Below are 21,395 nucleotides of genomic sequence, written 5' to 3'. Positions count from 1 at the left end.
AGCGAGAAACGTTGATGTCGAATTCTTATGACTCCTCAAGTATCAAAGTCCTTAAAGGGCTTGATGCGGTACGCAAACGCCCGGGTATGTATATCGGTGATACCGATGACGGCACCGGTCTGCATCACATGGTATTCGAGGTCGTGGATAACGCAATCGACGAAGCGCTCGCGGGTCACTGTAGTGACATCGTCGTCACCATCCATGCGGACAATTCTGTGTCTGTTCAGGATGATGGCCGTGGTATTCCGACCGGCATTCACCCGGAAGAGGGTGTGTCTGCGGCAGAAGTGATCATGACCGTGTTACACGCCGGCGGTAAATTCGACGATAACTCGTATAAAGTGTCCGGTGGTCTGCACGGCGTGGGCGTGTCAGTGGTTAACGCCCTGTCGCAGAAGCTGGAACTGACCATTCGCCGCGAAGGTAAAGTGCATCAGCAGATTTATCAGCATGGTGTGCCGCAGGCACCGCTGGCGGTATCCGGTGATACTGAAACCACCGGTACACGCGTCCGTTTCTGGCCGAGCTACGAAACCTTCACCAATGTGGTGGAGTTCGAGTACGACATTTTGGCGAAACGCCTGCGTGAACTCTCCTTCCTGAACTCGGGTGTTTCTATCCGTCTGGAAGACAAGCGTGACGGCAAGAGTGATCACTTCCACTACGAAGGCGGCATCAAGGCGTTTGTTGAGTACCTCAACAAGAACAAAACCCCGATTCACCCAACCGTGTTTTATTTCTCTAACGAGAAAGACGGTATTGGTGTGGAAGTCGCGCTGCAGTGGAACGATGGTTTCCAGGAAAACATCTACTGCTTCACCAACAACATTCCACAGCGCGATGGCGGTACGCACCTTGCGGGCTTCCGTGCGGCAATGACGCGTACGCTGAACGCTTATATGGACAAAGAAGGCTACAGCAAAAAAGCCAAAGTCAGCGCCACCGGTGATGATGCGCGTGAAGGCCTGATTGCTGTGGTCTCGGTGAAAGTGCCGGATCCAAAGTTCTCCTCACAGACCAAAGACAAACTGGTCTCTTCTGAGGTGAAATCCGCGGTTGAGCAGCAGATGAACGAACTGCTGAGCGAATACCTGCTGGAAAACCCGTCAGACGCGAAAATCGTGGTTGGCAAAATTATCGATGCCGCGCGTGCACGTGAAGCGGCGCGCCGCGCCCGTGAAATGACCCGTCGTAAAGGCGCGCTGGACTTGGCTGGTCTGCCGGGCAAGCTGGCTGATTGCCAGGAACGTGACCCTGCGCTGTCTGAAATTTACCTTGTGGAAGGGGACTCAGCGGGCGGCTCTGCCAAGCAGGGACGTAACCGTAAGAACCAGGCGATCCTGCCGCTGAAAGGTAAAATCCTCAACGTGGAGAAAGCGCGTTTCGACAAGATGCTCTCCTCTCAGGAAGTGGCGACGCTGATCACCGCACTCGGCTGTGGTATCGGACGCGACGAATACAACCCGGACAAACTGCGTTATCACAGCATCATCATCATGACCGATGCCGACGTCGATGGCTCGCACATCCGTACGCTGCTGTTGACCTTCTTCTATCGTCAGATGCCGGAAATCGTCGAGCGTGGTCATGTGTATATTGCTCAGCCGCCACTGTACAAAGTGAAGAAAGGCAAGCAGGAACAATACATTAAAGATGACGAAGCGATGGATCAGTACCAGATCGCTATCGCACTGGATGGCGCAACACTGCACACCAACGCCAGCGCACCGGCGCTCGGCGGCCAGCCGCTGGAAAATCTTGTGGGTGATTTCAACAGCACCCAGCGCATGATCAAGCGTATGGAACGTCGCTTCCCAACGGCAATGCTGCGTGGCCTGATCTACCATCCGACCCTCAGCGATCTCAGCAATGAAGCCGCAGTTAAAGGCTGGATTGAAGGTTTAGTCGCATACCTGAGCGAGCGCGAAGCGCACGGCAGCAGCTATATGGCGCACGTACGCACCAACAGCGAACTGAACGTGTTCGAACCGGTATTACGTGTGCGTACGCACGGCGTTGATACCGACTATCCGATGGACAGCGAATTCATTGATGGACCGGAATACCGTAAAATCTGTGGTCTGGGCGAGCAGCTGCGTGGCCTGATTGAAGAAGATGCGTTTATCGAACGTGGCGATCGCCGTCAGCCAGTGACCAGCTTCGAGCAGGCAATTGAGTGGCTGGTGAAAGAGTCGCGCCGTGGTCTGTCAGTCCAGCGCTATAAAGGTCTGGGCGAGATGAACCCAGAGCAGCTGTGGGAAACTACCATGGATCCAGACAGCCGCCGCATGCTGCGCGTCACCATCAAAGACGCCATCGCGGCTGACCAGCTGTTCACCACGCTGATGGGCGATGCGGTTGAACCGCGCCGCGCCTTCATCGAAGAGAACGCGCTGAAAGCCGCTAACATCGATATCTGATTTGTCACATCAACCCTTCCCTATCGGGAAGGGTTTTTTATTCCCCCCCTATTTTGTTATCCGCCTGACAATCTTCTTTTTCCTTGAAAAACTTCTGCATTCGCTTTTGTTTGCTTCCGTTTTTTCCCGAGTGCTGAGATCCGCATCACTTTCATAAACAGTCGTCTCCCTTACGCTTGCGAGCGAAACGGAGGGAAACGCATGTTTTTGGAAGAACGACGTAGCCAGATTTTGCAATGGCTGGATGAGCACGAACGGGTCACGGTTAATGGATTGGCAAGCCAGTTAGGCGTGACACGAGAAACCATTCGTACCGATCTCAGTGCACTGGCACAGCAGGGCTTAGTGCAGCGCTGCTATGGTGGAGCGATTGCGTTACGCCGCAATTTGCAGGAAAAGCTCATCAGCGAAAGCGGCAACTTTGAGGTGTTGCTACAACGCCTGCAGTCACGTAAAGGCCAGATAAAGTCATCCGGTAAGCAGGGGAAAGTCTGCATTCTTGGTGCTTTTAACGTCGATATCGTGGCGAAAGTGGCGCAGTTTCCGCAAAGTGGCGAATCACTGATGGCGTTAGGCAGCACGCTGGGGCCTGGCGGTAAAGGCGCCAATCAGGCGATGGCCGCTAGCTGTGCGGGTACGCGCGTCCATTTTGTGGCCAAAGTCGGTACCGATCAATTCAGCCAGTTTGCGTTCGATCATCTCTCCGCTTCCGACATTCACTCCTTTCGTCTCTATCAGACCGATACCGAACCCACGGGCAGCGCCATCATTTATGTCTCGCAAGAAAATGGCGAGAACATGATTGCCATCTATTCGGGTGCCAACAAAACCATTACCGACGAAGAGATTGCTGAACTCACGCATGAATTAACCGATGCGGATGTGATGCTACTGCAGTTGGAAAACAACTTTGAAGCTACCCGCAGCGCCATCCGTCTCGCACACACCATGGGCGTGCGCGTCATTATGAACCCTGCGCCATTTTCCCCTGACGTGTTGAGCTGCCTGCCGATGATTGATGTACTCACGCCGAATGAAACCGAAGCTTCGCGTCTGTCTGGCATTGAAATCCATGATGTCGCCAGCGCACGCGCGGCTGCTCAGGCCATTGTCGCACTGGGCGCGCGGAGGGTGATCATCACCATGGGATCGCGCGGTGCACTGCTGTTTGATAACCAACAATTTCACCATATTCCGGCATTTCCTGCGCTCAGCGTGGATACCACGGGCGCGGGCGATGCCTTCAACGGCGCGTTGGTGGCGGCACTCGCTCAGGGCCAAAGCTTGCTGCAAGCGGCGACCTGGGCCTCTGCTTTTGCTTCGCTCGCTGTTGAACGAGAAGGGGCAAGCAACATGCCCGATCGTCAGCAGGTGCTGACCCGACTTCAACAACGATAAACCAGATAACTAATCACAGCGGCCTTTCGCTGGCAGGAGAGATGATGAAAAAGATTGAAGGCATTGTACCGGTTATGCTGACCCCGTTTACCCCAGATAACCAGATTGATTATCCCGGCCTGGAAAAGCTAATTAGCTGGTACTTAAAAGAGGGCGTGGATGCGCTATTCGCGGTGTGCCAGTCGAGTGAGATGCAGTATCTCAGCCTTGAGGAGCGAGTAGAACTGGCTCGCTTTGTGGTACAGAAAGTAGAAGGCCGCGTGCCCGTTATCGCCTCAGGCCATGTCAGTGATGATCTGGCAGAGCAAACTAAAGAGCTGCAGGCTATGGCCAATACCGGGATTGATGCTTTGGTCCTGGTGACCAACCACCTCGATCCTCAAAATCAGGGCAGCGAAGCATTCTATACCCATCTCAATCATCTGTTGGAATCGTTACCCGCAGACATGCCATTGGGGCTTTATGAGTGCCCGGCGCCATATCGTCGACTGTTGAGTGATGAAGAGTTCAGTTTCTGCGCCAATAGTGGCCGTTTTGTGGTGCTGAAAGATGTGAGCTGCGATCTGCCAACTGTTGAGCGCCGCGTCAAACTGGCTCAGGGCACGCCACTGGCCATTATCAATGCGAATGCCGCGATTGCCTGGCCGGCGATGCAAGCGGGATCCAAAGGTTTCAGCGGTGTGTTCACCAACTTCCATCCGGGCTTATATCACTGGCTTTATCACCATGGCGCACAGCAACCGGAAAAAGCCCATGAACTGTCGCTGTTCCTGTCGCTGAGCGCTGTGACTGAAACGCTCGGCTATCCAAAAAACGCCAAGATTTATCACCAGCGACTGGGCACGTTTGCCAGTGAGCACTGCCGGGTGAACAAAGACAACGTGCTGGAAAAATTCTGGGGATTGAGCGTGCTGCTCGATCAAATCCGTGATGGCAGTGCGTTGTGGCAGCCACGTGTAGCCAAATAACACCTCTCAGGGAGGATATTTATCCTCCCGCTGTACCTGAACCCTCTAACGATAACGACACGGGAAGACATCATGATTGTATGCGATCGACTGGACTGGACGCGCGAGCGCCACGCTTTTCATCCCATAGTTGACCAGGCTATTCGCTGGATTGCGGATACCGATTTCAGCCAGCTGGAAGCAGGGAAATACGATTTACTGCCCAACAACCAGATGTTCTGTCTGGTGCAGGAAATGGAGACCGAGCCGGCGAGTGCGCGCCGTGCGGAGTCGCACTTTAACTATGTTGATATTCAATATTTACTGGAAGGACGTGAAAATATCGGCGTGGCGCGTGCGCATCCGCAGCATGTCATTACTGAAGATTTGCGCAATGAACGAGATGTGGTGTTTTATCAGGACACCATCAATGAATCGATGATTACCTTAACGCCTGGCCAATTCGCGCTGTTTTTCCCGCACGATGTGCATCGCCCATGCTGTGCCGCGCCCGAAGTACAGCGCATTCGCAAAGCAGTGATTAAAATCCATCTCGACCTGTTTACTGCACCGCAGGAGGCGTCATGAAACCTTCTGCGCATACCTTATCTGATGCGACCATTACCCAGCCGACAACCATAGGTAAACTGCGCTGGGGCATCGTCCTCCTTCTGTTGTTGGCAGCGGTGGTTAACTATCTTGATCGCGCCAACCTGAGCATTGCCAACACCACCATTGCCGCTGAATTTGGTTTCTCTCAAACGGAAATGGGCTTGTTACTTTCCGCGTTCCTCTGGCCTTATGCGCTGGCGAATTTACCCGCTGGCTGGCTGGTGGATAAGTTTGGCCCGAAGAAAATGTTTTCATGGGCGCTTGGCTTATGGTCCACGTTTACTGTGCTGGCGGCGTTTGTGAACAGCTACAGCTTCTTCTATGGCTTACGCATGATGTTAGGGATCGCCGAATCGCCGTTTTTCACTTCGGGCATTAAGATCACCCATCGCTGGTTTGGTGATAACGAGCGAGGCTTACCCACGGCGATCATCAATACCGGTTCGCAAATCGCAAATGCGATTGCCCCTCCGATTCTGACCGTACTGTTGCTGACATTCGGCTGGCGCGGCATGTTTGTCGCCATTGGCTTAATGGGGATCCCATTACTGCTGGCGTGGTGGAAGTTTTATCGTGATCCAGAAGCGCGTGAAGATGCTTTGCTGCATGCCGGGCAGCGCAGTGTCGCTGCACCAGAAGAGAAGGCACAAGCCAGTTGGGGCGCACTGTTCCGCCATAGCACCACCTGGTTTATGGTGATCGGCAACTTCTCCATCATGTTCACCATTTGGGTTTATCTGACCTGGCTACCAGGCTATCTGGAGAAATCCCTGGGTTTCAGTCTTAAAGCCACTGGTTGGATCGCCTCTATTCCATTCTTCGCCGGCATTTTAGGCGTGCTGGTGGGCGGTATGCTGTCCGATCGATTAGTGCGTCGCGGTGTGCGGGCCATCACCGCGCGTAAAGTTCCTATTGTGACTGGCGCAGCATTGGCCGCCTGCTTCGTGGCACCGATCCCCTTCGTGGATAGTACGCCGCTGGCAATCGGCCTGCTGGCCATGGGCTACTTCTGTTCGCAGATGCCACAAGGGGCACTTTGGACGCTGGCCAGTGATATTGCACCAAAATCTCAGGTTGCCTCATTGGGTGCGATTCAGAACTTTGGTGGCTTCCTCGGCGCAGCAATGGCACCCATTGTCACGGGCATCATCCTGGATACTACCGGCAAATTTACCAACGTGTTCTTGCTGGGAGCGGGCTTGCTGATGCTGGGTGCGCTGAGCTATGGCTTGTTTGTCCGCAAGCCGCTGACCGCAAAATAGCCTGAAGTGCCGTCCGTTGCCGATTAACTGGTCAATGTGAGCTGAATCGCGCTAGCATTAAACAAACTCTGACTTAACCGAGGATGTTATGGCGATAAAATTGATTGCGATCGATATGGACGGCACGCTGCTCAACCCGCAGCACGAAGTGACGGCGGCGGTGAAATCGGCGATTGGTCGTGCGCGTGATAAAGGCGTTTCCATTGTGCTGGCGACTGGTCGTCCGTTGGTCGGCATTGAGCGCTATCTGATGGAACTCGATATGCAGCAGCCCGGCCAGTATTGCATCAGTAACAACGGTGCGCTGGTGCACAGCGCGGATAGCGGCGATGTGGTGGCAGAAAAAACGCTGAGCTTTGATGACTATCTTTATCTGGAACAGCTGGCGCGCGACCTCGGCGTGCATTTCCAGGCATTCGACAAATCTTTCCTCTACACGCCAAACAAAGACATCAGCGAATACACCATCCATGAAGCCAGCCTGACCGGCATTCCGGTTCGCTATCGCGCGGTAGAAGAGATGGACCCGGCCACTCGCTTCCCGAAACTGATGATGATCGACAAGCCACATTTGCTGGATAAAGCGATTGCTGGCCTGCCTGCGCGGGCGCGTGACAGCTATACCATCCTGAAAAGTGCGCCGTACTACCTCGAAATTCTCAATCCACTGGTCAACAAAGGCTACGGCGTGAAAATGCTGGCGGACAAACTCGGCCTGCAGCAGTCGGAAGTCATGGCAATTGGCGATCAGGAAAACGACCTGGCGATGATTGAGTACGCGGGAACCGGCGTGGCGATGGGTAATGCCATTGATTCAGTCAAAAACATTGCGCAGTTCGTGACCAAAACCAATATGGAAGATGGCGTCGCGCATGCCATTGAAGAGCTGGTGCTGTAATCCTTTCTTTTGCGGGCAGCGTGCTGCTGTCCGCCTCTCTGAATTCATTCTGCAAATGCCCATCGGTCGCCATCAATGCCGACACGACGAATGATCGTTACGGTTTCCGTGAAGCAGCTATTCATACTTCATAAATGATGAACCCGCGAACGATCAGTCCCGTTTCCACCCGGTGCGCATTGCTTCACCATGAATGATCACCCAACGAGCGAGCTTCTAAGTTTCTGCCTGGGGCACACTGATCCGTCATAAATGATGCCCCAACTCACACTCAGCTCGATTTAATCGGGTGCACATTTATGCGTCGATAAATTGTCTGTTATGTGATCCATATTGTAGTACAACTTTCCTAGTTGGTACTACAATCTGCGTCATGACGTGAGGTGTCTGTTAGTTTTCACGCGTCGAAAGCAGTAATCTGATGGGCTACCGTCTTTCACTGAATGGAACATCATGACGCAAGAACAATTAAGCAAAACCGAGCGCATCATCCTGACGCTGGGTGAAGAAATTGTAGCAGGGAAGTATGTGCCGGGCGCCGCGTTGCCAGCCGAAGCCGAGTTGTGTGAACGGTTTGGCACCTCGCGAAACATCATCCGCGAAGTATTTCGCTCGCTGATGGCGAAGCGGTTGATGGAGATGAAGCGTTACCGTGGCGCCTTTGTCACCCCGCGCAATCAGTGGAATTACCTCGACAGCGATGTCCTGCAATGGGCACTGGCGCACGACCAGGATCCCAGGCTGATTGCCGCCATGAGTGAAGTGCGCGTGCTGGTGGAGCCGCAGATTGCGCGCTGGTCGGCGGAACGCGCGAACTCCAACGATTTGGCGGCGATTGAGCAGGCTTATAACGACATGGTTGCCCATCATCTCGATCGGGAAGCATTCAATGAGGCGGATATCCGCTACCACGAAGCGGTGCTGGCTTCGGTGCACAATCCGGTATTGCAGCAGCTTAATGTGGCGATCAGCCAGTTACAGAAAGCGGTGTTTGCGAAAACCTACATGGCGGATTCCGGCAACATGCCGCGCACCTTAGCCGAACACAAGGCGCTGTTTGATGCCATCCGACATCAGGATGGTGATGCGGCGGAGCAGGCGGCAAAAGCGATGATCGCCAGCTCCACCGCCCGACTCAAGGAGATTATGTGACCAGCTATATCGCGATTGATTGGGGTTCAACCAATCTGCGTGCCTGGCATTATCAGCAGGGTAACTGCGTTGATGAGCGCCGGTCAGAAGCGGGCGTCACGCGTCTTGGCGGACGCACGCCTGCAGAGGTCTTTGCCAGTGTGACAGACGGTTGGCCAGTGAATGATGTGCCGGTGGTGATGGCGGGCATGGTCGGTAGCAATGCAGGCTGGCTTACGGTGCCTTATCTGGCCTGTCCTGTGGCGTTGGATCAACTCAGCAGCCGCCTGACCCGCGTTGAAGATAAAGCGTGGATCGTGCCGGGATTGAGCGTCGAACGTGCTGACAACTACAACGTGATGCGCGGTGAAGAGACACAGTTGCTAGGTGCCTTCGCGCTGCAACCCGCTATGCAGTATGTGATGCCTGGCACGCATGCCAAATGGGTGCAGGTGGAGCAGCAGCGTGTACAGGACTTTCGCACGGTGATGACGGGTGAACTGCATCATCTGCTGCTGAAACAGTCGCTAATCGGTGCGGGTTTACCCGAACAGGAAGAGAATGCCGCCGCTTTCCGTGAGGGCTTAGCGGTCGGCAGCCACGACGCATCGATCCTTTCCAGGCTGTTCGAAGTGCGTGCTTCTCATGTATTGGGCGCACGCGATCGCCGCCATATCAGCGATTTCCTATCCGGCCTGCTGATTGGTCATGAAGTGGCGCTGATGACGGAACACGCGGATCGCCGCCAACCGATCATCATTATTGCTGGAAATGCGCTGGCGCAGCGTTATCAGCAGGCGCTGCAATTTATCGGCATGGATTCAGTCACCCTGGAAGGCGACCGCGCGTTCCAGCATGGAATAAGGAGTATTGCAGATGACCTGGCACACTAAATTGCCATTGATCGCCATCCTGCGTGGCATCACGCCAGACGAGGCTGAAGCGCACGTGGGTGCCCTAATCGAAGCGGGTTTCGATGCCATTGAGATCCCGCTGAATTCCCCGGAATGGGCCAAAAGCATCGGCGCGATGGTGCAGACTTTCGGCGATAAAGCGCTGATCGGTGCGGGCACCGTGTTGCATCCGGCGCAGGTCGATGAACTGGCCACGCTTAACAGCAAGCTGGTGGTGACGCCGAATACCGATGCGGCAGTCATCCGTCAGGCCGTGGCGAAAGGGATGATTGTTGCAGCGGGTTGCGCCACCGCCACCGAAGCCTTCACCGCACTGCAAGCGGGCGCCCAGGCGCTGAAAATCTTCCCATCGTCGGCGTTTGGTCCGGGCTACATCAAGGCCTTGAAAGCGGTGCTGCCGCCGGAAGTGCCGGTGTTTGCGGTGGGCGGCGTGACGCCGGAAAACCTGCATGAATTTATGGCCGCAGGCTGCATTGGCGCAGGTTTGGGCAGCGATCTCTATCGCGCTGGCCAGCCGCTGTCGCGCACTGTGGAGAAAGCTCGCGCATTTATTGCTGCTTATAAGGATGCTGTACGATGAAAATTACCAAACTGACCACTTATCGCCTGCCGCCGCGCTGGATGTTCCTGAAAATCGAAACCGACGAAGGCATCGTTGGCTGGGGCGAACCGGTGATTGAAGGGCGCGCGCGCAGCGTCGAAGCGGCTGTGCATGAGCTGTCGGAATATCTGATTGGTCAGGACCCGGCACGCATCAACGATTTGTGGCAGGTGATGTATCGCGGTGGATTCTATCGCGGTGGTCCGATTTTGATGAGCGCCATCGCCGGTATCGATCAGGCATTGTGGGATATCAAAGGCAAAGCGCTGGGCGTGCCGGTGTATCAGCTGCTTGGTGGTCTGGTGCGTGACAGCATCAAGGCTTACAGCTGGGTGGGGGGCGATCGTCCGGAAGAAGTGGTCGACGGCATCAAGAAACTGCGCAAGATTGGCTTCGACACCTTCAAGCTGAATGGATGCGAAGAGATGGGCATTATCGACAACTCGCGCAAAGTGGATGCAGCGGTGAATACCGTGGCACAGATTCGTGAAGCCTTTGGCAAAGAGATTGAGTTCGGCCTCGATTTCCACGGCCGCGTCAGTGCGCCAATGGCGAAAGTGCTGATCAAAGAGCTGGAGCCGTATCGTCCGCTGTTCATTGAAGAGCCGGTGCTGGCGGAGCAGGCAGAATACTATCCGCGTCTGGCGGCGCAAACTCATATTCCGATTGCGGCAGGCGAACGTATGTTCTCGCGCTTCGAGTTCAAACGCGTGCTGGAAGCGGGTGGCCTGGCGATTCTGCAACCGGATCTGTCGCATGCGGGCGGTATCACCGAGTGCTACAAAATTGCCGCGATGGCAGAGTCTTACGATGTAGCGCTGGCACCACACTGTCCGCTCGGCCCAATCGCGCTGGCTGCCTGCCTGCATGTCGATTTCGTTTCACGCAACGCGGTGTTCCAGGAGCAGAGCATGGGCATTCACTATAATCAGGGTGCTGAACTGCTGGATTACGTTATCAATAAAGATGATTTCAAAATGGATGATGGTCACTTCTATCCACTGAATAAACCGGGTCTCGGCGTGGAAATTAACGAAGAGCTGGTGATTGAAAGAAGTAAGAATGCACCAGACTGGCGTAATCCATTATGGCGTTTCCCAGACGGAACGGTCGCTGAGTGGTAATACTCGTCATAATTTAAGCGACAGATGCGTTGGCTGTGCTTACTCACCTTAAGTAAGCTCTTGGGAGTGTATTCCCATGCCACCATTCTGCACGTCGAATTATTTAGGGTATAAGAATTTATAAAATTTTTAGATAAAGATATGCCGGTGAAATAAGGCATAGGGCCTCGCTCAGCCTTTTTCCCGGCAAATGACATTTACCGCCTGTGCGGTTTTACCTTCACTATCCTTACCCTGCATTTGTAGCGGCGGGCATCTTCGCGCCTGAACTACAAATATGATTACGGAGACACACCATGGATCTCTCTGCTGTTCAGGCCAAACCCACCCGGCGTCGTTATATTACGCTGCTGATGATCTTTATTACGGTAGTGATTTGCTATGTCGACCGCGCTAATTTAGCGGTGGCCTCTGCGCATATTCAGGAAGAGTTCGGCATCAGTAAAGCGGAGATGGGATATGTCTTCTCTGCCTTTGCCTGGTTATATACGCTGTGCCAGATCCCCGGCGGCTGGTTCCTTGATCGCGTCGGTTCCCGCCTGACCTATTTTATTGCCATCTTCGGCTGGTCGGTCGCCACGTTATTCCAGGGTTTTGCCAGCGGATTATTATCGCTGATTGGCTTGCGTGCGATTACCGGTATTTTCGAAGCACCCGCGTTCCCGACCAACAATCGCTTGGTCACCAGCTGGTTCCCCGAGCAGGAGCGCGCCTCCGCTGTCGGCTTTTATACCTCCGGTCAGTTTGTCGGTCTCGCTTTTCTCACACCGTTGCTGATCTGGATTCAGGAACTGCTGAGCTGGCACTGGGTGTTCATCATCACAGGCGGCATCGGCATCATCTGGTCGCTGGTGTGGATCAAGTTTTATCAAGCCCCAAGCCAGAGCAAAGGCATCAACCAGGCGGAGCTGGACTATATCCGCGAAGGTGGCGCGATGGTGGAGGGTGATGCACCTGCCGCGAAAAAAACGCGCACCAAACTCACCGCAGCCGACTGGAAACTGGTGTTCCATCGCAAGCTGTGTGGTGTGTATCTTGGCCAGTTCGCGGTGACATCTACGCTGTGGTTCTTCCTGACCTGGTTCCCGAACTATCTGACGCAGGAAAAACACATCTCTGCGCTGACAGCAGGCTTTATGACCACCGTGCCGTTCCTCGCTGCCTTCTTTGGTGTGATTCTTTCTGGCATCGTGGCCGATCGTCTGGTGCGCAGCGGGCGTTCACTTGGTTTTGCGCGTAAAACGCCGATTATCTGTGGATTGCTGATCTCTACCTGCATCATGGGTGCCAACTACACCAACGATCCGGTGTGGATTATGACGCTGATGGCCATCGCGTTCTTCGGCAACGGCTTCGCCTCTATTACCTGGTCGCTGGTGTCGTCGCTGGCGCCGGTTCGCCTGATCGGTTTAACCGGTGGAATGTTTAACTTTATCGGTGGATTGGGCGGCATCACGGTGCCGCTGGTGGTGGGCTATCTGGCACAGGATTACGGCTTTGCCCCGGCGCTGGTGTATATCTCCGCCGTGGCATTGGTTGGTGCGCTCTCCTATATCCTGCTGGTCGGGGATGTGAAGCGGGTTGGGTGATCGATAACGCGCGATAAATGGCGCCGCTACAACGCCCTGCGATGCGTAGCGGCGCCATTCATTGCGTGTCTGTTCACGATTTATCACGCAATCTGTCAGCCATTCATTGCGCGATCTGTTCATGATTTATCGCGCAATCTATCACTCATTCCTGACGTGATCGATTCGTATTGAATTGCGCCAACTGTTCGCAAATTATTGCGCTGTGACTGCTGCACCTCACCCCATAATCGCGTACTTTGTTCGGCAACTGTTGGATGTAAGGTTGCCTCATGTCAGAAAAACAACTCACCTTTGCACAGCGTCATCATCAGCTCACCAATATCAACGTCTGGACCGCAGACAGCCAGTGGCTGGCGTTTGATGTTCGTCCGTCGGGCGCGTCCTTTACCAGTCTGACCATCGAACGCGTCAACGTCGCGAGCGGTGCGGTCGAGGTGCTGTATCAGGCACGCGACGGTGCGCATGTCGGCGTGGTGACCGTCAGCCCGGATCTGCCGTCGCGCTATGTATGTATCCATGGCCCGGAGCATCCCGATGCACACTGGCATTACGATTTCCATCATCGTCGCGGCGTCATTGTGCAGCAGGGCAATGCGGAAAATCTCGATGCCTGTGACATTACCGCACCTTATACGCCCGGCGCATTGCGCGGCGGCTCGCATGTGCATGTATTTAGTCCAGACGGATCGCGCCTCAGCTATACCTATAACGACCATGTGATGCATGAAAAAGATGCGCGTGAGGATCTGCGTAATGTCGGTGTAGCCGTACCGCTGCATCCGGTGTGTCCACCGAAACAGCATCCCCGTGAATACGATGGCAGCCATTACTGCGTGCTGGTGAGCCAAACCACGCGCGATCCCCAGCCGGGCAGCGATCAGATTGACCGCGCTTATGAAGAGGGCTGGATTGGCGAGCGCGGATATCAAAAACCAGATGGCAGCTGGCAGCGCTGGGCGCTGGCGTTTATCGGTGATACGCGTGCTGCCAACGGCGATAAAGTGCCGGAAGTGTTTGTGGTGGATTTGCCCGAGGCGCTGAGTGATTACGCCAAACCCGGTGCATCACCGTTACAGGGCACGGCGGATAAACTGCCTGCACCGCCTGCCGGTGTGCAGCAGCGCCGCATCACGCACAGTAAAGGGTTAGCATTGCAGCCACGTCACTGGCTGCGCGCGTCACCGGACGGCAGCACCATCGCCTTCCTGATGGCGGATGAGCAGGGCGTTGTACAGTTGTGGCGTGTGTCGCCTAACGGTGGTTCACCGCGTCAAATCACGCGGCTCAGCAGCACTATTCAGTCGGCATTCAGCTGGCAGCCGTCAGGCGAGGCGATCGCCTTTATTTGCGATAACAGCGTGATGCGCTGTGATGTGGCGACCGGGCACTGCACGCGCTTAACCAAACGCAGCGAGCAGCCGCCTTCCGGTGATGCGGTAGTGTGGTCACCGGACGGCAAACAGATCGCTTATATGCGGGAAATTGAGGGCTGGCGCCAGCTGTTCTGCGTCAGTGCGACGTCGATGGCATAGCGGCGGCAGTCGCCAGGCTGGCGTCAGTGCCAGCCAATTTTTCGCTTTGCAGCACACGGTCATGCGCCGAATCTTTGTCAGTGCGGAAGTAATCCCACGGCAACAGAATCGTATCCAGTACGGCGGAGAAGGGCAGATCGATCACCGCCAGCGGCTTTATCGCCCAGCTGGTATTGTCATCGGCAATCATATCTGCGCTGGCGCGAGTGCCGGGATAATAACCCTGGCTGGCGCCAGTGTGAGACATGACGCTGGAGCAACCCGAAGTAGTCAAAACGCCGCAGACCAGCAGGCCGGTGAGCGGAAAGCTTTTCATCATTTTCATTTCATCATCCCTACAGCCATCACTTCTGGCTGGAGTGTGTCTCCTGCTGCAGCAAAGCTCTGTGGCGATGTCATGCAATGCAGGCGAAGAATTTCTGAGTGTATGCTATTTCGTCAAAATTGCTGTAAAAAAAATACGCATTGCCCTTGAAAGCGATCAAAGCGCACCCATTTTTACTTCACGGTCGCGTTGCTGTTGCCGACAGGGACAGCAGCGGGCCGCACAACCTGTCCATGGTGGAAGGTTGCCAAAACTTGCTGATTTTCAGGAGTCTTTTTATGCGTAACTTTGATCTCACTCCGCTTTATCGTTCTGCTATTGGTTTCGACCGTCTGTTTAGTCTGCTTGAGTCCAATCAGAACCAGGCCAATGGTGGCTATCCTCCGTACAACGTTGAGCTGGTGGATGAAAACCACTATCGCATCACCATTGCCGTTGCGGGCTTTGCCCAGAGCGAGTTAGATATTACCTCACACGACAATGTGCTGATTATTCGCGGTGCGCACCCCGAAGAGCAACCGGAGCGCAAATACCTGTATCAGGGTATCGCTGAACGTAACTTTGAGCGCAAATTCCAGCTGGCCGATCACATCGTGGTGCGCGATGCGCGTCTCGAACTGGGCCTGCTGAGCATCGATCTGGAACGCATCGTTCCTGAAGAGGCGAAACCGCGCCGCATTGAAATCCTGAATTAAGGATATTGTGTTGAGAAGAAAACGCCGCAGAAATGCGGCGTTTTTGTTTCTGCGAATCAGGTGCGCACCCATAATCGCTGACTCACCATCCCGCCGAACACGTTCACCAGCAGGCCGAGAATAATCACTGACGCACCGAGAACTTCCTGCGCTGACAGGGTTTCGTCGAGTACCAGCGCAGCGCTAAGAATGCCCACCACGGGCACCAGCAGTGACAGCGGCGCCACGCGCCAGGTCTCATAGCGACCGAGCAAATTGCCCCAGATCGCGTAGCCGACAATAGTGGCAATAAACGCGAGGTAAATCAGCGCCAGTACCGTCTGCAACGAGATATTCAGCAGGCTGGTGACGATCGCTGCCTCGCCATCGAACCACCATGAGCAGGCGAAAAAGGGCACTACCGGCACCAGCGCACTCCACACCACCAGCGACATCACCGGCACCTTACGATTACGCAAAATGATCTTGTTGGTGATATTGCCCAGTCCCCATGACAGCGCCGCCGCTAGCGTCAGCATCATGGTAGTGAGCGTAATCCCGGCGGTGGTTTGGCCTTCCATGCCGGCGGTTGCCAGCATAAACATGCCAAGTGTCGCCACCAAAATCCCGGCGATGTGGTTCCAGCGCAGTTTTTCCGCCAGCAATAAAGCCCCCAGCAGCAGCGTAAAGAACGCCTGTGCCTGTAACACCAGTGAGGCCAGTCCCGCAGGCATGCCGAGTTTGATCGCCAGAAACAGGAAAGCGAACTGACCAAAGCTGATAGTCATGCCGTACACGATCAGCCAGCGCAAAGGGATCTGCGGCCGCTTCACAAAGAAGATCGCCGGGAACGCCACCAGTGCAAAACGCAATCCCGCCAGCAGAAACGGCGGCATATCGTGCAGACCCAGTTTGATCACCACAAAATTCACGCCCCACGCCACCACTACGCACAGGGCTAACATCATATCTTTTACTGACATACTCGTTCCTTACTACGGCCGTTTCAGGCAGTCGCCGTCATCGGAGTGGCAATGTCTGCACAACAGTCATCGCCGATAACACGAAAAAAATCATCCACATTCAGCGCCATGGAACGCTCCAGCGCGCCGGCGTTAAACCACAGCGTGCCGACATCACGCAGGCGCGCATCGACGCGCAGCGCCAGTCGGTCATCAAAACTAAAGGGCGGCACCGCGCCCATCACACACTGCGTCAGTTCCTGTGCTTTCTCTGGCGCGGCAAAGCTCGACTTCTTGCCACCAATGGCGCGTGCGGCACTTTTGAAGTTGATCTTGCAGTCGCCCGGCACTATCGCCAGCAGGTAACGCGCATCGGCACCGTCAGGCATCGTCACTTCCAGCACCATCGCTTTGGCCGCCTGATTGAGATCGTTGCCGCGAATGCCGCTGATCACATCGGTCTGACCGATGGCCTCATGCTCCACCACGCGATAGTCCGCGTGGTGTTGATCCAGCAGGGTGGTGATTTTTTCATAGGTATTCATCTTCATCTCCTCGTCGAAGGCCCGGTATTAACTCCAGGCAATGGCGTGCTTCATTTTTTTGTCGGTCAGGCCAAAGAAAAAGCCCATGGTGATGCGCGTGTCGCCTTCCACGCGATCAATCTCGTGATAAAACGCAGGATTAAACAGATAGATGTCGCCGCTGCGTGGGGAGAACTCACACGCCTCGCTTTGCTCAATCACGCCAGTCTGATAGCCGAGTTCACCCGGCGTTTTGAAGCGCTCATCCACCGGATGCCACTTCTTGTTGAATATCCGCAGTTCCCCGCCCGCGTGACACTCCTGCAAACAGACCACACAGCTCAGTTGATGCAGGATGTGGGTGACGGCCAAACCACTGCCCGCGGCATCGCGTACGATGTTGTCGTTATGCAGTGGATTGGCGACGCCATTGGCATGAAAGCGCACAATCGAACCCGCGTAATCGCCCAACTCCGGCTCGCGGGCAGTGTGCAGACTCTCCAGACGCAATGAGTGCTTAACCCAGTTGTAAACCTGATCGCGCAGGCAGTGCAGTGATGCTGGCAGTGCAGGCTGGATGTCGCGCAACTCGGTGAAGTAATTTTCGGGTGCGCGAGTGTGTTTAGCCAGATAGGGGCCGAGCGTGGTCAGTGCGCCATTTGGATAGCGCGAGACGCGCACCTGATCGCGGCACTGTTGCAGATCGTCCACTACCGCTTCGCGCACTTCAGGCGTCAGGAAATTGCGCAGCACCAACAGCGGCACGCGCGCGGTCACGATGTCATCCAGCCAGGTGCTTTCGACGAACATTTTTGGATGGATAACGCGTATCTGATTGAAAATGGCCATGCTGATCACTCCCCAAGTGGAAATTCATGAAGTTCATGGTTGTTCATGCGACGCCAGTCAGACGCCGTGCCCAGTGCAGCAATAGGTTCAGAAGAGATAAAAGTGGTGCTGTTATTTTGATAATGATGCAACGTGAAATAGTCAGGATAAGGGGTGTCATCGGGATGCCACTGCCACGCCCAGGCTTTATCCCGGGTGACAAAAATCGCATTAGCCGCACTGCCACCCGGTGCCACGCGCGCCATCTTGCTGCGCAGGTAGTCACGGGTAAAATCGGCAGGCGTCACCTGATCGACGATATATTCAAGGTATTCGGCGGAGTCAAAGCGCGATTCCGCCATGCCCAGTTGCGCATAGACCGTGGGTAAAAAGCCGTTGTGCATCATGTACCACTGCGTCGCGCCGCTGGTGCGCCACAGCGGATGGGAAAACTCGATGCCGTGATTTTTGCTCAGCGTGGCGTGGCGGACATGTACCGCCAGAAAACGACTATGACGCAATGCATCAACATCAATACCAGGCAGCGCATCAGCAAAGGTGCCAGTGCCATGCAGGGTGCGAATCTTTCCCTGATCCAGCCACAAACAGCCCCAGCCATTCGGGTGCTGTTTGATCGGGCCGTCATGCGTGGCGGTTTCGCCACAGCTCATGGCGCGTGCGGCCTCCAGTACCGCTGCCGCATCAAACTGGCCGTATGCCAGAATCATTCTGCACATAGAAGATCTCTCCGGGTGGCTAAAGACGGAACGTCGAGAATCTGCTGAAACACAGCCAGCACATCGTCCCGGCTTTCTGCTGCGAGACGGAAGGTGGCGAGAATCCCGGCATGGCGGGTGAGATCAGCGTAGAGCGAAGATCGCGGCGAAACGGCCAACACGGGCAGATTGAGCGGTGGCAATAACTGACCGCGCTGATATTGGGCAATCCAGCGTTCCGCTGCGTCATATTGCAGGCGCTGACGCAGGCGCAGGCGACCAATGGCCTGGGGTTGATCCGGGAAGCGCAGCACTGGCAAACCCCGCCCGGCTTCAATCTGAAACGCCACCTCCGCCCAGTTAATGCCGGTAACTTCTTCGACCAGATTCACCACGCCCATGCCCGATAAGCGGAAGCCCATTTCGAGGAAGTGCGGTTCACCGTTCACCATAATAAAATCGATGTGGAAGGCGCCCTGGCGATAGCCAAAGGTCTCACAGCAAAAGCTCATCAAACTGGCAAAGGCCGCAGGCAGCTGTTGTGCAGCCATCGCCACATGGCCGGATTCGTAAAAGCTGATACAGCCTTCTGCATCGATGTGGTGCTCGATCACCTTTTGACAGCAGGTCAGCGCCACCGCGTGTCCGTTATCCACCACACCTTGTAGTGAATACTCGTCGCCCGGCAGCCAGCTTTCGACAATAAAGCCGCTAAAGCCGCGCCCGCCGTAGTTCATGGTCTCCACCAGCTTGCCGATCACCGCATCGAGCTGGCTGGCCTCTTCCACCAGCCAGATCCCTAATCCGCCGCCGCCATCCACCGGTTTGATCACGCAGGGATACAGCAGTGCATCACGCGCGTCACGAATGCTCAGCGGTGAGGCAAAGAAGCGAAACTCCGGCTGTGGAAAGCGTGGCCAGGCTTTACGCAAGGCCATGCGCTGTGCGTACTTATCCGGCGGAATAAAGCAAGGTCCGGCATCCGGCCCGGCCAGCAGTTCGCGTACGCGACCGGCGCTGGCGTTGTAGGCTTCAAAGCCTGCCAGCACTACCTGAGGATGTTCCAGTAAGCCCGCGCGCAGACAGGCCTGTAACACATCCCACGGATTTTCCGGGCGATCGAGACGCACAATCAGATCGAACGGCAGCTGAATGCTCAAGCTTTGATAGTCGACAAAGTCGCCCATCTCCGCCAGCACGGTAAAATAGCCTTCGCGTTTTGCCACTGCGCAGTACGGATTTTGCCCGTCACGCGTGGCGCCAATCTGCAGGAAAATCTTTCTCATCGCGTCGCCTTACCGGGTTAACGCCCGGAGATCACTTCAGTGACGATGTCTTGCAAGGCACCGTTGTTGACCTGAATCACTGCTTTGTGGGGATCGAAACGCAGCACGCGTGAGAGCGCATCGCCGCGCGTGCCATCCAGCAGCGTATTGACCTGTGCACTGCGCCAGCACTGGCGCATCTGTGCAATCGTCAGGCCGGAGAGCTGCTCCAGCTGCTGTGCCAGCAGCAAATCATCGCTATCGCCGCATAGCAGTGCCCGCACCGCCTGTTCATCAGGCGCCTGATCGAGCTGTTGTAGCCAGACATTGAGCTGTTGGCCTTGCGCGATAAACGGCGAATAGATCATGCACACCAGCTGGGTTTCGTTGAGGCCAAACGCCTGTTCGGCAAACTGCGCTGCACGCTGGCGAGCGCGTTCAATCGCCGCATCGTCCTGATAACGCGCCGCCATTTCCGCAATCAGTTGCGGCGGGAAATCTTTCTTCTCCATCAGGCCGAGCGCAAAGCGCACATATTCGCGAATGCCTTCGGCGTAGCTACGCTGCATCAGCGTCTCCGCTCGCAGACCGCGAATATGTGCCATTAACGTCGGGTTGCCGCAGTCCGATTCAGAGAAGCTGAACATCAGCTCATCAAAGCGGAAGTGCATGAACTCGGTGAGTAGCGACCAGTGCGCACCCGCTTCATAGGCGGTGTCCTGATAGATGTTGAAGAACAGCGGATCGCGTGCCAGCTGCCAGGTGATGCGATGGGCCGGGGTAACCTGCTCGGCGCCGTAAATGTCGGCGAAATAGCGTTCTGCCACGCCATCCAGGGTTTGCAGGAAGCCGCTAAAGCCGCGTGATTTGTCGGCAACGGGCGCATCAAACAGGCGTGAAAGATGACGAGCCCAGGCGAGGTAAGCGGTCTGCTCCTGCGGCGAATCACCGGTGATGATCACATCCACGCCGCCCTCGTAGTGCGCGGCAAGGCCAAACGAGTTCACCATGCTGAGGTTGCAGGCGTTACAGAAAGTGGAGCGCGCATCGGCACGAAAGCGATGGCCATTCATCAGCACATCGTTGCGATTCTGCTGGCGCACGCTGTCGGGCATCGGCAGATGACGTTCAAAGTGGCGGATTTGCAAGCCATCAGTCACCAGGCATTCGGTAAAGTCATCACCCGGAATGTGCAGTGCACGATATACGCGGTCGATATTTTCCATCACGCTGTCGTTCATCGCCGCATGACGATTGGTGCTGATGCGCAGCTGGAAGGTGCTGCCCTGCTGCTGCCAAATCAGCCCCTGAATGTAGCGCACATACGCCACCATGTAGCTGCTGTCTTTCCCGCCGCCATAGGCGAGTAGCACGCGATTGTTAGCGGGATTGTCGCTATCGGGCAGGGCGGCAAGTAAGCGTTGAGAACAGCGTTGAGCAGAATCGATAATCGCGGGTGTGAGATAACCTTCAATTTCTCTCATCATGGTGGACAGATTATTCATTTTTCACTTCATCCTTTGGCTAATAAAATCGCCGTTACCGTGCTGGCGGCAACGGGCAGGAAAAGGGGCCACGAAGTTGCAACGGAATGAATGTCTGAGGCTGAATTAACAGATGCAGCCTAAAGTACTTTGAATGTAATCTGATGGATACGCACAGATCAG

At 55.2% G+C, this 21,395-nt stretch carries 20 protein-coding genes; 13 read left to right on the top strand and 7 right to left on the bottom strand.

Annotation, left to right across the window (positions count from 1 at the left end):
* Window positions 1-14: 14 nt before the first annotated feature.
* From gyrB to AC1MDE_RS10740, 12 genes are all read left to right on the top strand, one after another.
* Window positions 15-2,423, top strand: a complete 2,409-nt coding sequence (gene gyrB / locus AC1MDE_RS10795) for a DNA topoisomerase (ATP-hydrolyzing) subunit B (protein ID WP_034830003.1) — start codon at window positions 15-17, stop codon at window positions 2,421-2,423.
* 201 nt (window positions 2,424-2,624) lie between these two features.
* Complete coding sequence (locus AC1MDE_RS10790; RefSeq protein ID WP_479397886.1) at window positions 2,625-3,821, top strand: ribokinase; 1,197 nt, start codon at window positions 2,625-2,627, stop codon at window positions 3,819-3,821.
* A 44-nt stretch (window positions 3,822-3,865) separates the two neighbouring features.
* Window positions 3,866-4,789: a dihydrodipicolinate synthase family protein gene (locus AC1MDE_RS10785; protein WP_058961705.1), complete on the top strand. Its 924-nt coding sequence runs from the start codon at window positions 3,866-3,868 to the stop codon at window positions 4,787-4,789.
* 72 nt (window positions 4,790-4,861) lie between these two features.
* Window positions 4,862-5,356 (top strand): NanQ anomerase/TabA/YiaL family protein, encoded by a 495-nt coding sequence (locus tag AC1MDE_RS10780; protein ID WP_058961706.1) that lies wholly within the window; start codon window positions 4,862-4,864, stop codon window positions 5,354-5,356.
* The gene (locus AC1MDE_RS10775) at window positions 5,353-6,642 is read left to right on the top strand and encodes an MFS transporter (RefSeq protein WP_058961707.1); all 1,290 of its coding nucleotides are present in this window, start codon (window positions 5,353-5,355) and stop codon (window positions 6,640-6,642) included. The genes AC1MDE_RS10780 and AC1MDE_RS10775 overlap by 4 nt, the downstream gene beginning before the upstream one ends.
* Before the next feature lie 88 nt (window positions 6,643-6,730).
* On the top strand, window positions 6,731-7,540 hold the full coding sequence (gene yidA / locus AC1MDE_RS10770; protein ID WP_034830000.1) for a sugar-phosphatase: 810 nt from the start codon (window positions 6,731-6,733) through the stop codon (window positions 7,538-7,540).
* Window positions 7,541-7,993: 453 nt separating this feature from the next.
* On the top strand, window positions 7,994-8,692 hold the full coding sequence (locus AC1MDE_RS10765) for a FadR/GntR family transcriptional regulator (RefSeq protein ID WP_480344555.1): 699 nt from the start codon (window positions 7,994-7,996) through the stop codon (window positions 8,690-8,692).
* The gene (locus AC1MDE_RS10760) at window positions 8,689-9,564 is read left to right on the top strand and encodes a 2-dehydro-3-deoxygalactonokinase (protein ID WP_058961708.1); all 876 of its coding nucleotides are present in this window, start codon (window positions 8,689-8,691) and stop codon (window positions 9,562-9,564) included. The genes AC1MDE_RS10765 and AC1MDE_RS10760 overlap by 4 nt, the downstream gene beginning before the upstream one ends.
* On the top strand, window positions 9,548-10,165 hold the full coding sequence (locus AC1MDE_RS10755) for a 2-dehydro-3-deoxy-6-phosphogalactonate aldolase (protein ID WP_034829997.1): 618 nt from the start codon (window positions 9,548-9,550) through the stop codon (window positions 10,163-10,165). Before AC1MDE_RS10760 ends, AC1MDE_RS10755 begins: the two co-directional genes overlap by 17 nt.
* Window positions 10,162-11,310 (top strand): galactonate dehydratase, encoded by a 1,149-nt coding sequence (gene dgoD, locus AC1MDE_RS10750; protein ID WP_034829995.1) that lies wholly within the window; start codon window positions 10,162-10,164, stop codon window positions 11,308-11,310. Before AC1MDE_RS10755 ends, dgoD begins: the two co-directional genes overlap by 4 nt.
* A 296-nt stretch (window positions 11,311-11,606) precedes the next feature.
* Window positions 11,607-12,899, top strand: a complete 1,293-nt coding sequence (locus AC1MDE_RS10745; protein WP_058961709.1) for an MFS transporter — start codon at window positions 11,607-11,609, stop codon at window positions 12,897-12,899.
* A gap of 272 nt (window positions 12,900-13,171) precedes the next feature.
* Entirely contained in the window at window positions 13,172-14,434 is a 1,263-nt protein-coding gene (locus AC1MDE_RS10740) for a YidR family protein (RefSeq protein ID WP_058961710.1), read from the top strand.
* Here the strand turns inward: AC1MDE_RS10740 and AC1MDE_RS10735 are convergent.
* Window positions 14,412-14,759, bottom strand: coding sequence for a YceK/YidQ family lipoprotein (locus tag AC1MDE_RS10735; protein ID WP_034829992.1), 348 nt, complete (start codon window positions 14,757-14,759; stop codon window positions 14,412-14,414). The genes AC1MDE_RS10740 and AC1MDE_RS10735 overlap by 23 nt on opposite strands.
* A 278-nt stretch (window positions 14,760-15,037) precedes the next feature.
* On the opposite strand from AC1MDE_RS10735, the gene ibpA reads away from it, so the two are divergent.
* A complete protein-coding gene (gene ibpA, locus AC1MDE_RS10730) occupies window positions 15,038-15,454 on the top strand; it encodes a small heat shock chaperone IbpA (RefSeq protein ID WP_034830093.1) in 417 nt (138 codons plus the stop codon).
* Window positions 15,455-15,510: 56 nt separating this feature from the next.
* On the opposite strand, the gene AC1MDE_RS10725 is transcribed toward ibpA, so the two are convergent.
* From AC1MDE_RS10725 to AC1MDE_RS10700, 6 genes are read right to left on the bottom strand one after another with little or no spacing between them, the layout of a single operon-like run.
* The gene (locus AC1MDE_RS10725) at window positions 15,511-16,416 is read right to left on the bottom strand and encodes an EamA family transporter (RefSeq protein WP_480344554.1); all 906 of its coding nucleotides are present in this window, start codon (window positions 16,414-16,416) and stop codon (window positions 15,511-15,513) included.
* Between the two features lie 23 nt (window positions 16,417-16,439).
* Window positions 16,440-16,940: a YbaK/EbsC family protein gene (locus AC1MDE_RS10720; protein ID WP_034829989.1), complete on the bottom strand. Its 501-nt coding sequence runs from the start codon at window positions 16,938-16,940 to the stop codon at window positions 16,440-16,442.
* A 27-nt stretch (window positions 16,941-16,967) separates the two neighbouring features.
* The gene (locus AC1MDE_RS10715) at window positions 16,968-17,768 is read right to left on the bottom strand and encodes a 2OG-Fe(II)-dependent halogenase WelO5 family protein (RefSeq protein ID WP_097118435.1); all 801 of its coding nucleotides are present in this window, start codon (window positions 17,766-17,768) and stop codon (window positions 16,968-16,970) included.
* A 5-nt stretch (window positions 17,769-17,773) separates the two neighbouring features.
* Window positions 17,774-18,484, bottom strand: coding sequence for a class II glutamine amidotransferase (locus AC1MDE_RS10710; protein WP_479397887.1), 711 nt, complete (start codon window positions 18,482-18,484; stop codon window positions 17,774-17,776).
* Window positions 18,472-19,749 carry an ATP-grasp domain-containing protein gene (locus tag AC1MDE_RS10705; protein WP_480344553.1) on the bottom strand — a complete coding sequence of 426 codons (1,278 nt, stop codon included), beginning with the start codon at window positions 19,747-19,749 and terminating at the stop codon, window positions 18,472-18,474. Before AC1MDE_RS10705 ends, AC1MDE_RS10710 begins: the two co-directional genes overlap by 13 nt.
* A 17-nt stretch (window positions 19,750-19,766) precedes the next feature.
* Entirely contained in the window at window positions 19,767-21,233 is a 1,467-nt protein-coding gene (locus tag AC1MDE_RS10700; protein ID WP_211728891.1) for a hypothetical protein, read from the bottom strand.
* Between the last annotated feature and the right edge of the window lie 162 nt (window positions 21,234-21,395).

Source organism: Pantoea folii, assembly GCF_056678875.1.
The sequence above is the reverse complement of the archived record's forward strand: the minus strand, read 5'-3'. Positions and strand labels throughout refer to the sequence as shown.